General features: G+C 65.1%; 8 protein-coding genes. All 8 read left to right on the forward strand.

The annotated features are described in order from the left end of the window. Positions 1 to 5 precede the first annotated feature (5 nt). The 8 genes from DOCECA_RS22955 to DOCECA_RS22990 are packed head-to-tail and all read left to right on the forward strand — an operon-like array spanning position 6 to position 12,880. Positions 6 to 1,310 (forward strand): DotU family type VI secretion system protein, encoded by a 1,305-nt coding sequence (locus tag DOCECA_RS22955; RefSeq protein WP_434649644.1) that lies wholly within the window; start codon positions 6 to 8, stop codon positions 1,308 to 1,310. Next, on the forward strand, positions 1,307 to 4,807 hold the full coding sequence (gene tssM, locus DOCECA_RS22960; protein ID WP_445571136.1) for a type VI secretion system membrane subunit TssM: 3,501 nt from the start codon (positions 1,307 to 1,309) through the stop codon (positions 4,805 to 4,807). The genes DOCECA_RS22955 and tssM overlap by 4 nt, the downstream gene beginning before the upstream one ends. Next, positions 4,804 to 5,457: a type VI secretion system-associated protein TagF gene (tagF, locus tag DOCECA_RS22965; protein ID WP_445571137.1), complete on the forward strand. Its 654-nt coding sequence runs from the start codon at positions 4,804 to 4,806 to the stop codon at positions 5,455 to 5,457. Before tssM ends, tagF begins: the two co-directional genes overlap by 4 nt. Further along, positions 5,458 to 6,189, forward strand: a complete 732-nt coding sequence (locus DOCECA_RS22970; protein WP_434561609.1) for a PP2C family protein-serine/threonine phosphatase — start codon at positions 5,458 to 5,460, stop codon at positions 6,187 to 6,189. It abuts the gene before it with no gap. Continuing rightward, positions 6,186 to 9,248 carry a serine/threonine-protein kinase gene (locus DOCECA_RS22975; RefSeq protein ID WP_445571138.1) on the forward strand — a complete coding sequence of 1,021 codons (3,063 nt, stop codon included), beginning with the start codon at positions 6,186 to 6,188 and terminating at the stop codon, positions 9,246 to 9,248. Before DOCECA_RS22970 ends, DOCECA_RS22975 begins: the two co-directional genes overlap by 4 nt. Further along, positions 9,248 to 9,964, forward strand: a complete 717-nt coding sequence (locus DOCECA_RS22980; RefSeq protein WP_420767175.1) for an ABC transporter ATP-binding protein — start codon at positions 9,248 to 9,250, stop codon at positions 9,962 to 9,964. The genes DOCECA_RS22975 and DOCECA_RS22980 overlap by 1 nt, the downstream gene beginning before the upstream one ends. Further along, a complete protein-coding gene (locus DOCECA_RS22985) occupies positions 9,964 to 11,160 on the forward strand; it encodes an ABC transporter permease (RefSeq protein ID WP_445571139.1) in 1,197 nt (398 codons plus the stop codon). The genes DOCECA_RS22980 and DOCECA_RS22985 overlap by 1 nt, the downstream gene beginning before the upstream one ends. Further along, entirely contained in the window at positions 11,153 to 12,880 is a 1,728-nt protein-coding gene (locus tag DOCECA_RS22990; RefSeq protein ID WP_445571140.1) for a formylglycine-generating enzyme family protein, read from the forward strand. Before DOCECA_RS22985 ends, DOCECA_RS22990 begins: the two co-directional genes overlap by 8 nt. Positions 12,881 to 12,890: the final 10 nt, after the last annotated feature.

Below are 12,890 nucleotides of genomic sequence, written 5' to 3' on the forward strand. Positions count from 1 at the left end.
CCGCGATGAGCAACGACGATCGTACCCAGTTCATGCCGACGCCCGGTGGCCGCGGCGCGGATCCGTTCCGTCCGGACCCGGCACGCCAACAGCCGACGCCCGCGCCGTTGTCGATGCCGGCCGCGCCGGTCCTGACCGGCAAGGCCCAGGGCCTCAACCCGTTGGAAGGCGCCGCCGGCCCGTTGCTGGCCCTGCTGACGCGCTTGCGCAACACCATCGCCCACCCGGCGCCGGCCAGCTTGCGCGCGCAACTGTTGGCCTACCTGCGCCAGTTCGAAGAGCGCGCCGAGGCCGCCGGCGTGGTGCGCAACGACGTGTTGCTGGCCCGCTACGCCTTGTGTACCGCCCTGGATGAAGCGGTGTTGAGCACCCCATGGGGTGGCACCAGCGATTGGGGCAAGCAAAGCCTTTTGATCACCGTGCATAACGAAGCCTGGGGCGGCGAGAAGGTGTTCCAGTTGCTGGAGCACTGCCTGCAAAGCCCGCGCGAGCGCTTGTATCTGCTGGAGCTTTTGTACCTGTGCATGTGCCTCGGGTTCGAAGGCCGTTATCGGGTAATGAACGACGGCCGCAGTCAATTGGAGGCGTTGCGCGAGCGTACCGCGGGCGTCATTCGCAGCGCTCGTGGCGACTACGAGCGCGAGCTGTCGCCGCACTGGCGCGGTGTCACCGTGGCCCGTGATCGCCTGGCGCAATTCATGCCGCCGTGGATCGCCCTGGCCATCGGCGCGGCGCTGCTGCTGGCGCTGCTGTTCGGCCTGCGCATGAAGCTGGCCTCCGACGCCGAGCCGGTGTTCAAGAACATCCACTTCCTCGGTGAAATCCCGGTGCAGACCATCGACCGTCCCGTGGTCCAGCCCAAAGTGATCGAGCGCCCACGCCTGGCCGGTTTCCTCGCCGATGAAATCCGCTCCGGCAAGGTGGCCGTGGAAGACGCCGTCGATCGCTCGGTGGTGACCATCCGTGGCGATGAACTGTTCGCCTCCGGCAGCGCCAGCATCAAAGACGATTTCCAACCGCTGATGCTGCGCATCGCTGACGCGGTGCGCAAGGTCAAGGGCCAGGTGCTGGTGACTGGCCACAGCGACAATCGCCCGATCGCCACCCTGAGATTCCCGTCCAACTGGGCCTTGTCCGAGGCGCGGGCCCGGTCGGTGCTGGACATTCTTTCGGCCAAGACCGGCCAACCCGAGCGCTTCAGCGCCGAGGGCCGCAGCGACACCGAGCCGCTGGCGTCCAACGCCACGACCGAGGGGCGCGCGCGCAATCGACGGGTTGAAATCACAGTGTTGGCGGAGGGGGTCGAGTGAAGGCGTTTTTCAGTTTCATGATCCGCTGGGTCATTCCATTGCTGGGCCTGATCGCCCTCAGCCTGATCATCTGGTTCGTTGGCCCGCTGCTCGATTGGCTGGTGCCTGAAGGCCGCCGCTGGGCGTTGATCATTCTGGTGTTCGCAGTGTGGATCGCCTACCGGGTGTTGCGCATTATCCAGGCTCGGCGCCAAGCCGCCGAAGTGATGCGCAGCCTGGCCGCGCAGACGCCGCCGGACCCCACCAGCATCGCCACCGCCGAGGAACTCGAAACCCTGCGCCAGCGCATGGACGAAGCCTTGGCGTTGCTCAAGAAAGCCAAGCTCGGCGGTGACGAGAGGCGCAACCTCTACGAGCTGCCGTGGTACGTGATCATCGGCCCGCCCGGTTCCGGCAAGACCACCGCGCTGGTCAACTCCGGCCTGCATTTCCCGTTGGCCGCGCAGCTCGGCGCCGGTGCGGTGCGCGGCGTCGGCGGTACGCGCAATTGCGACTGGTGGTTCACCGACCAGGCCGTGCTGCTCGACACCGCTGGCCGCTACACCACCCAGGACAGTGACGCGGCCGTCGACAAGGCAGCATGGCTGGGCTTCCTCGGCCTGCTGAAAAAACAACGGGCACGTCGCCCCATCGACGGCGCGTTCATCGCCATCAGCCTCTCGGACCTGCTGCTGGGCAGCGACGCCGAACGCGCGGCCCACGCCGCGGCGATTCGCTTGCGCATCCAGGAGTTGTACACCCAACTGGGCGTGCGTTTCCCGGTCTACCTCATGCTCACCAAGCTCGACCTGGTGCCAGGCTTCATGGAGTACTTCGATAGCCTCAGCAAGGAAGAACGCGCCCAGGTCTGGGGCATGACCTTCGCCCTGGACGATGGCAAGAGCAACGACAGTCCGTTGGCGCACCTGCAAAGCGAATTCGCCCTGTTGGAACAGCGCCTGAACGACCGCTTGGTCGAGCGCTTGCAACAAGAGCGCGACCCGGCGCGGCGCGACCTGATCTACGGCTTCGCGCAGCAGTTCGGTGCGTTGAAGGATTGCCTGCAAAGCTTCCTCGACGGCGTGTTCAAACCCAACGCCTTTGAAGAGCGGGTATTGCTGCGCGGTGTGTACTTCACCAGCGGCACCCAGGAAGGCAGCCCGATCGATCGTCTGATCGGCTCCATGGCCCAGAGCATGAACCTGGACCGCCAGCACCTGGCGCGCCAGACCGGCACCGGACGCAGCTACTTCATCGAAAAACTGTTCAGCGCCGTGGCGTTTGCCGAGCGCGGGCTGGTGGGGGTGGACCCGAAAGTCGAGCGCCGGCGCAAGTGGATCGCTCGTGGCGTGCTCGCGTCAACAGTCGTGCTGGTGTTGGTGGTCAGTACGTTGTGGTGGGTCAGCTATCGCGCCAACCAGGCCTACATCGCCCAGGTCGACCAGAAGGTCGCGCCGCTGGGCCAGACCGTGCAGAACCTCAGCCCGGCCCAGCGCGACGTGCTTGCGGTGTTGCCGCTGCTCAACGCCGTGAAACACCTGGCCGACGACGCCCCCGATTGGGCTGAAGGTTTGGGCCTCTATCAGGGCGACATGCTGGAAGCCGAGTCCGGTAGCGTCTACCGCAAGCTGTTGATCGCGGTGTTCGCGCCACGCCTGCTGACGCGCATCGAAGAGCAACTGCACAGCGGCGGCAATTCGGACTTCCTCTACGAAGGCTTGAAGGCCTATCTGATGCTCGCCGATAACGAGCATTACGACGCCGACTTCATCAAGGCCTGGATCGCTTTGGATTGGGATCGCAGCTTGCCACGGGACTTGCCAGCCGAGCAGCGCCAAGCCCTGACCGGACATTTGCAGGCACTGTTCGAACGGCGTCCGCCGACCGCGCGCCTGGACCCACGGCTGATCGAAGACCTGCGCCGCCAGTTGCAACAGTTGCCGGTGGCCCAGCGCGTCTACGACCGCATCAAGCGCCAGAAGCTGCCAGAAGGCATTCCGGACTTCCGCATCAACGAAGCCGCCGGGCGTGACGCTGCGCTGGTGTTCAGCCGCAAGAGCGGCAAGCCGTTGGGCGAACCGTTGAGTGGGTTCTTCACGGTCAAAGGGTATCGCCAGGGCTTTTTGCTCAGCAGCCTGAGCCAGACTGGCACCTTGGCTGAAGAGCAATGGGTGCTGGGCCATGAAGAGGCCGACCAACAGAACGTCGCCAGCCTGGCCGCCGATGTGCGTCGCCTGTATTTCCAGGACTACATGCGCCAATGGGACGCCTTGCTGGCCGACATCGACTTCGTGCCGATCACCAGCGTGGCCCAGGCCGCCGATGTGCTGCGGGTGATTTCCGGCCCGACCTCGCCGCTGAAAAAACTGCTGGTGGCAGTGGCGAAGGAAACCGACCTGCAACAGGATGAGCGCCTGCTGGCCGCCCAAGGCGCGCCGGTGGAGGGCAGCGTGGACAAGCTCAAGGAGCGCCTCGGCAGCCTGCTCGGCCAGGAACAGGCGACGTCGAACGCGCCGACGGCGAGCGATGATCCGATCACCGCGCATTTCGCCGAGCTCAACAGCATCGTCAACAAGAACGAAGGCGAACCGGCGGCCATCGACGGCCTGTTGTCCGACATGAACGCGCTGTACGTGCAAGTCAGCGCCATGGTCGGCGCCAGCGGCGATGCCTTGCTCGGCGAGGCCAAGAACCAGGCGTCGGCCGCCGCTACCCGGGTGAGCCTCAACGCCGAACGCCAGTCGCCACTTGTGCAGGGCTTGGTCAAGTCAGTGGTCAATTCCACCACCAACACCATGATGGGCGGGGTGCGCAATCAACTGAACGCGGCCTGGACCAGCGAAGTGGTGAACATCTACCGCCAGTCCCTGGCCGGACGTTACCCGATGTCGCCAGGCAGTGCGCGGGACGCCACCCTTGATGACTTCGGCCAGTTCTTCGGCGTCGGCGGGGTGATGGACAACTACTTCCGCAAGTACCTGCAACCGTACGTGGATACCTCGACGCAAACCTGGCGCTGGCAGCCGGGCGCGGCGCAGAAGCTCGGGATTTCTCCTGGCGTGTTGCAGACCTTCCAGCGCGCGGCGACCATCCGCGATGCGTTTTTCCGCTCCGGCGGCACCCAGCCGATGGTGCGCTTCGAGCTCAAGCCGGTGGCGATGGATTCGACCATCACCCAGTTCCTGCTCGACCTCGACGGTCAGCAGCTGAGCTACGACCACGGCCCGAGCCGCCCGACCGCGTTGCAGTGGCCGAACCCCGGCAGCATCGGCGTGGTGCGGATTTCGATCATGCCACCTTCCTCCAGCGGTCGTTCCGGTATCACCCTGGATGGGCCATGGGCCTGGTTCCGCCTGCTGGAACAATCGGACCTGACCGCCGGCAACTCGCCGGATCGCTTCAACCTGCGCCTGCGGGTCGATGGCGCAAGCGCCTCTTATGAGCTGCGGGCCAACAGTGCTTTCAACCCGTTCAAGAGCCGCGTGCTCAGCGGCTTCAGCCTGCCGGAGCGTCTATGAGTACGCCGGGCTTCTATGGAAAGTTGGCCAGCCGCGGGGATTTCGTCAGCCGAGGCTTGCCCCAGAGTTTTATCAAACCGTGGGACTCCTGGCTGGCGGCGGGTTTGCTCGCCAGCCAGAGCAGCCTCGGCGAGCGTTGGTTGGACGCCTATCTGGTCAGCCCGCTATGGCGCTTCATGGTCGCGCCCGGCGTGTGCGGCCCGGACGCTGCCGTCGGGGTGGTGATGCCCAGCATCGACCGGGTCGGGCGCTATTTCCCGCTGACCGTCGCGGTATTGATGGACGCGGAGGCGGACCCAGCCTCGGTGGTCGGTGGCGCGGACGACTGGTTCGAGCGAGTGGAGAGCCTGTTGCTGAGCACATTGAGCGTGGAAGCCAGTTTCGAAGCGTTCAGCGAAGAGCTTGAAACCCTTGGCAGCCCAATGTGCCAGCCGCGCACCTTGAGCAGTCGCTTCGCCAGCCTGCATCGTTTCGATGCCACCGATCCGCAGCGAAGGATGAGCGCCCTGGCCGAGTCGGCCTGTGAAGGCGCAAGCCTGTGGTGGGGCCTGGGTTCGGAGCGCATCGCGCCCGGTTTGATGCGCTGCCAGGGATTACCGGCGGCGGCTGATTTTGCGCAATTTTTGCTCGGCCAAGAAGGTGTTGTGTAGATGCGTCCAAGTGCCGGAAAAGCAATCAAGTCTGCAAGCAAGAGCCACGTCGGCATGGTCCGCCAGGTCAACGAAGATGCCTGCCTGGACATGCCTGAAAACGGCCTGTGGGTGGTCGCCGATGGCATGGGCGGGCACGCGGCGGGCGACTACGTCAGCAGCCTGATCATCGACAGCCTGCGCAGCATTGCCGTGGGCCGTTCCCTGGATGAATACATCGCGGCACTGCAAAGCGACCTGTTGCGGGTGAACGCCGCCGTGCGCGAAGAAACCGCCAACCGTGGCGTGACCATGATGGGCAGCACCGTGGTGGTACTGGCCGCCCGCGACCTGCGCGGCATGTGCCTGTGGGCCGGTGACAGCCGGTTGTATCGCCTGCGCGATGGCGTGCTCGAAAGCATTTCCCGGGACCACAGCTACGTCCAGGACTTGCAAGACAGCGGCCTGCTCAGCGAAGCCGAAGCCCGCGTGCATCCACGCGCCAACATCGTCACCCGCGCCATCGGCGTCGAGGCGCAACTGAACCTGGCGCTGGCCGAATTGCTGCTGGTGCCCGGCGACAGCTACCTACTGTGCAGCGACGGCCTGACCAAGACCGTCGAGGACGAGGAAATCCGTGAAGTATTGAGCCACGACGAGCCCGGCGAGATCGCCAGTAGCCTGGTGTCCCTGGGCCTGATGCGCGGCGCGCCGGACAACATCACCGTGGTCGTCGTGAAGGTGCCGTCATGAGCTTGACCCTTAACCTTGTCATCCCCGGTTACGACATCGACGGCGAGATCGGCGAAGGCGCGATGGCCAGCGTGTACCTGGCGACCCAGCGTTCGCTGGAGCGCAAGGTGGCATTGAAAGTCATGGCGGCAGCCCTGGCCGCCGACCCGACGTTTTGCGAGCGTTTCCTGCGCGAAGGCAAGACCCTGGCGCGCTTGTCCCACCCGCACACGGTCACCATCCATGACATCGGCAACGTCGGTGAGCTGTATTACATGGCGATGGAATACCTGCCCAACGGCACGCTCAAGGAACGCATCGCCGCGGGCCTGACGCCGGAGCAGGGCCTGACCTACATTCGCCAGATCGCCTCGGCCCTTGGGTATGCCCACGGCTTGGGGTTGGTCCACCGCGACGTGAAGCCGGCCAACATCCTCTTTCGCGCCGACGGCACGGCGGTGCTGTCGGACTTCGGCATCGCCAAATCCCTGGACGACCGCACCCAGTTCACCCAAGCCGGTTTCGCCGTTGGCACACCGAGCTACATGAGCCCGGAACAGGCCCGTGGGCAAGACATCGACGGTCGCGCCGACCTGTACGCCTTGGGCGTGGTGCTCTATGAAATCCTCGTCGGCAAGTTGCCGTACACCGGCAACGATGCACTGTCCACGGCCCTGGCGCACCTGACCGAGCCCTTGCCGGAACTGCCGGTGCACCATGGCCGTTACCAGGACGTGCTGCGCAAGTTGCTGGCGAAGGATCCGGCGGAGCGTTTCCCGGATGCGGCGGCGCTGCTGCGGGCGCTGGATAACTTGCCGGAGCAATCGTCGGAAGCGACGCTGATCCGGCCGTTGTCGTTTGAACTGCCGGTCGTGCCGCCTGCGGTGGATGACCTGGCGGGCTTGACGCCCATGTCCATAGACATTCCCAGCGGCCCGGCTTACTCGCCGCCACAACCCAAGCCTGTGCCACCGCCGCTCAAGCCAACAGCGCAATCCACGGTTTCGGAGCAACGCAAGGGTCCGGTGTTTGCCCTCGCGGCTGTTGCGGTGGCCGTGGCGTTGGCGCTGGGTGGCGCGGGTTATTGGTGGTTGTCTGGCAATGACGGCAAAGAGATGAAAACGCCGATTGCCAAGACGACCTCGGCCAAGCCCCCTGAAGTCACCCCGCCGAAAGCCCCTGACGTACCTGCGGTCAAGCCGCCCGTGGTGACCGAGGCCGATGGCGGCCAGCGTCCGCTGCTGATGGCTGGCAAGAAAACTCTGTTCCAGCGCGTGCTCAGCAAACCGGGGGCCAAGTTGGCCGCCGAGCCTGGCGCTGCGCCGGGCAAGGCGTTGCCGGCGTTCTCCGTGCTGTACGTCTACCAGCGCAAGGACGTGGACGGCAGCGCCTGGGTGCGCGTCGGCGCCGCCACCGACGGGCGCAGCGACGGCTGGTTGCCCGCCGCTCAGGTCAGCGATTGGAAACAGAGCCTGGTGCTCAAGTTCACCGAGCGCTCCGGCCGTGCGCCGGTGATGTTCCTGCGTCAGCCCGGCGAAGTGGAGAAGCTACTGGCCAACCCGGCCGCCGCCAAAAACGCGTTGCTCAAAGCTCAGCAGAACCCCCAGGACGATCAGCAAGTGCTGGCTCTGGAGCCGGCCGCCAGCGCCGTGCCGCAGAATCAGTTCTATCTGCTGCCAATCTTCGATTCCCGCGAGAGCTTCGACGATAACGGACAGCCGGTGCAGTTGCTGAACGTGGCGTCCATCGACCCTGGCACCGCCCAAAAGGCTGCGACCAACACGCCGGTCACCGCCGCCAACGCCGACGCGTTCCGTACCGCCGTGGTGCTGGTGGTGGACACCACCGTGTCCATGCAGCCCTACATCGATCAGGTCCGTGACGTGGTGCATCAATTGCAGACTCGCATCGGCGAGCGTGGCGAGCTTGATAGCGTCAGTTTCGGAATGGTGGGTTTTCGCAGCAGCATCAAGAAAACCCCAGGCCTGGAATACACCGCCAAGACCTTGATCACCTTGGAACAGGGCCGCGACCCGCAACGCTTCCTGGAGATGGCGCGGCAGGTCAAGGCATCTACCGTGTCGAGCCATTCGTTTAATGAAGATGCGTTTGCCGGTGTCATGGAGGCGGTGGAAGGGATGGACTGGTCCGGCTACGGCGGCCGGCTGATCCTGTTGGTCACGGACGCCGGTGCGCTGCGCAAGAACGACCCATTTGCCGCCACACAAATGAACGAGGCCGAAGTGCGCCAGGCGGCATTGGGCAAGCAAATCAAGATATACGCCCTGCACCTGCTCAGCGACGCCGGCAAGAAAACCCACGCCGGCGCACAGTCCCAGTACCGCACACTGACTGCCGACGCCAACCCGCAAATCGGTGACCTGTACATTGCGGTGCCGGGTGCCGACGTACGTAAGTTCGGCGAGCGGGTCGACGAAATCGGCTCGGTGTTCGCCGACCTCGTCCACCAGGTGCGCAGCAACAAGCCGCAAAGCGTGCCGCTGCTCAGCGCCGCGCCGAGCCTGGCCGACAAATCGGCAGCGGTCGGCTACGCAATGCACATGGACTTCCTGGGGCGCAAAGCCGCCAGCCAGGCGCCGCAATTGGTCAGCGCCTGGACCGCCGACCGCGACCTGACCAACCCGGCGCTGCCGGCATTCCAGGTCTGCGTGATGCTGACCAAGCTGCAACTCAACGACCTGCAGCAATCGCTGAAACTCATCGTCGACGCGGCCCGCAAAACCCAGAGCTCGCCCAAGGATTTCTTCCAGGAAATCGCCAGCGCCAGCGCCTATATGAGCCGCGACCCATCGGCCCTGCGCAAAGGCGGCAACCTCGCCACGGGTGGGATTCTCGGCGAGTACCTGGAAGGGCTGCCGTACCGCAGCAAATCGCTGAACATGACCCAGGATTTGTGGCTGTCGTTGAGCGTGGCCGAGCAGGAGGATTTCATCGACGAGCTGGAATCAAAGATCCGCCTCTACGAAACCTTCCACAACGACCTCGCCAATTGGGTGCGCTTCGGCGATGCCGAGCCGGGCGACGCCTTGTACCGCGTTCCGTTGTCGACGCTGCCGTGATGCTGAACCTGAGCGCAGTGCACAAGAGCCGGGGCGCCGGTGGCCAACGCTACAGCCTGGTGATTCCACGGCTGCAACTGCGCGCCGGTGAACAGCTGGCGGTGGTCGGTCCCAGCGGCTGCGGCAAGAGCACCTTGCTGGACTTGCTGGCGCTGGTGCTGGCGCCGGATCAGGCGGGGCAGTTCGACTTCACGCCGGCCAACGCGCCGCTGGACATCGCCAAACTGTGGCGCACGTCGCAACAAGGCACCTTGGCTGAGTTGCGCGGCCGCCACCTGGGCTATGTTCTGCAAACCGGTGGCCTGCTGGGCTTCCTGGACGTACGCGGCAACATCGCGTTGTCGCGCAAACTGCTGGGCTTGAAGGATGACGGCAGCGTGAAGCGCCTGGCCGGACAATTGGACATTGCCGATCAACTGGACAAGAAACCCGCGGATCTTTCCGTCGGCCAGCGCCAGCGGGTCAGTTGCGCCCGCGCCTTGGCCCATGGCCCGCGCCTGCTGCTGGCCGACGAACCGACCGCCGCCCTCGACCCGCTGAACGCCGAGCGCGTCATGCAGTTGTTGGTCACCCAGGCCCGCGAGCAGGGTGTCTGCTGTGTGGTCGCCACCCATGACGAGGCGCTGGCCCGCGCCAGCGGCTTGCAAGTGCTGCGCATCAGTTGCCGCCGCGATGCCGACGGCGGCGTCACCGCTACGCTCGGGGAGGCCTGCTGATGCGCGGCGCGCTGGTGGCTTCCCTGGCCTGGCAGGATTACCGCAACGACGCTTGGCTGTCGGCGTGTTCGGTGCTGGCGTTGGTGGCCGTGGTGGCGCCGTTGCTGGTGCTGTTTGGCCTGAAGTTCGGCCTGGTCAGCAGCCTGACCGAGCGTCTGGAACGTGACCCGGCTACCCGGGAAATCATCCCGTTGGGCGGTGGCCGTTTCAGTGCCGCCTTCGTCGAGCAATTGGGACAGCGCAGCGACGTCGCCTTCGCCTTGCCGCGCACCCGACAGATCGCGGCCACGGCGGATCTGAGCAGCGAGGCTGCCGCCGTCACGGTCGAGATGATTCCCACGGCCGCTGGCGACCCTTTGTTCGATCGCCTGCCGGTGCCGCAGGGCTTGGATCAAGTGGTGCTCAGCCAGACCGCCGCCGAGAAACTCGGCGCCAAGGCCGGTGATTGGTTGCAGGCCGGTTTCGGCCGGCAAGTGGCCGGTCGCAGCGAGGCGCAGCGCACTCGCGTACAGGTGATGCATGTGCTGCCACTGGAAGCCTTCACCCGGGACGGCCTGTTTGCCCCGCTGGCGTTGCTGGAGGCCGCCGAGGATTACCGCGACGGCCGTGCCGTGCCCGCGTTCGGCTGGCCGGGCGATGCAGTGGGCGAGGTTGGGCAGCGGGTCTATCCGGCGTTTCGCCTGTACGCGCGCAACCTTGGTGATGTCGAGCCGCTGCGCCAGTACTTCGCCGGGCAGAACCTGTTGGTGTCGACCCAGGCCCAGACCATCGCACAGGTGCAATCGTTGAGCCGCAACCTGTCGATCGTGTTCTGGATCATCGCCGGGTTGGCGTTGGCCGGCGGGTTCGCAGCGATTTTTGCCGGGGCCCTGGCAGCGGTGGAGCGCAAGCGTCGGGAGCTGTCGGTGCTGCGCCTGCTGGGCGTGTCCACGGCGGCGCTGTTGTTGTTCGTGGTGTTGCAGGCGCTCTACAGCGCCACGTTTGCGGCCCTGCTGAGCGCCGGGTTGTATGGCCTGGCGCAGTCGGGGCTCAATTATTTATTTGCGCAGATGCCCGGCGAGTACGCCAGCCATCTGCTGGTGCGTCATTACACCTTGGCCCTGGTGGCCGTGCTCGGCATCAGCGCCATCGCGGCGGCGTGTGGCGGCTGGCGGGTGGCGCGCATCCAGGCATGTGAAGGAATTCGCGATGTATAAGTTATTGGGCGCCGCCGTGGCGCTGAGCCTGGCCGGTCTGGTCTGTGCCGATGAAGGCACAGACAAGCTGGACAACCCCAAGCCGTTGCCCGACGACGTCAGCCTGCCGCTGCCGTGTGAAGGGCAAATGGTGTTTCGCTACGTCTACATTCTTGCCCAAGGGACCCTGGACGACCGCGAGATCAGCCTCGGCTACCCATTCAGCGAAGGCGAGGCCGGCTACCAGCAGTCGTTCATTTCCGGCTACCGGCGTGACTTCATCAATGGCCAGTTCACCCTCAAGGATTTGCCCAAGGATTGGAACAAGACCATCACGCCGTTGATGCCCAAGACCGACGCCAAGACGCCGCTCAAGCCGATGCTGTACTTCATCGGCAAATACGAAGTCACCGCTCGCCAGTACGCTCAGGTCATGGCCCAGGCGCAATCCCTGGCCAGCGGCGAGCCGGCGCCGGCCTGCGAAGCCTTGCAAGCCGAGTTGCCCCAGGGCATGGCCGGGCGCTTGCCGAAGGTGAAACTGTCGAAATTCGAGGCCGAGCGCTTTGCGGCGGTGTACAGCGCCTGGCTGATGAAATACCACAAGGACCTGCTGCCAGTGAGCGGTCGCGGCGCATCCGCCGAAGACGGCGGCCTGGGCTTCGTGCGCCTGCCCACCGAAGTGGAGTGGGAATTCGCCGCCCGAGGTGGGCAAGCTGTGAGCCGTCAGGACCTGGAAGGGCGCTTGTTCCCCCGGCACCTTGAAGGCAGTGAAAGCGACGGGCCGCTGGCCGATTGGGCAGTGTTCAACCAAGTCGCCGGCGGCACGGGCCAAGCGGCGCGTTTGATGCCCATCGGCACCAAGTTGCCGAACCCCATCGGCCTGTTCGACGTGGTGGGCAACGCCGCCGAAATGGTCCAGGAATCATTCCAACTGGTGCACGCCGGTCGCCGTCAGGGCGCCTATGGCGGCTTCGTGGTCAAGGGCGGCAACTACCTGGAAGGCGAGGGCACGTTGTTCACCGGCATGCGCCGCGAGTACCCGTTGTTCGCCGCGGACGGCACCGAGCAAAACAACGAAACCACCGGTTTCCGTGTGGCTGTCGGCGCGTTGTCGGCGCCGCGTTCGCGCTACAAGGAACTGTTCGCCCAGTGGCAGAAAGAGGGCCGGCTCGCGTCCCTGACCGACGCCATCGACGACGCCGAAGACCCGACCAAGCGTCTGGACAGCATCATTGCCGCCAGCGCCGACCCGCGCCTTCAAGCGGAGTTGGGCCTGGTCAACGAAGAGCTCAAGCGCAACGTCTCGCTCATCGCCCAACAGCGCGAGGAAGCGGCGGGCAACTTGATCCAGTCTTCGGCCCTGGTGGCCGAGACCATCAACAACTACAACATTCGCCTGACCAACCTGCAGAACAGTCGGCAGGCGGCCCTGGATGCCAAGGACGACGCCAGCGCCACGCTGTTTGCCACGGCCATTGAAAATGGTCGCAGTGCGCTGGACGGCGCGGTGGCGATCTACATCGACAACCTGGCGACCGGCACGCGCTACACCGATGCCGTGATCCAGGCGCAATTGCAGCGCATCAAGGAAGAGCTTGAGCGCAAACCGGTACTGGGCAAGAGCCTGGTGGCGCGTGCAACGTTATTCGTTCGCCATGTCGGGGATTATCGTCAGCAGAAACGAGCCGACCCGGCGGCGATATTGAAGCAATTGCTCGCATCGAGCGCTCAGCGGTCTTGAGTGTTCGTTG

The organism is Pseudomonas sp. E102, from assembly GCF_052660185.1.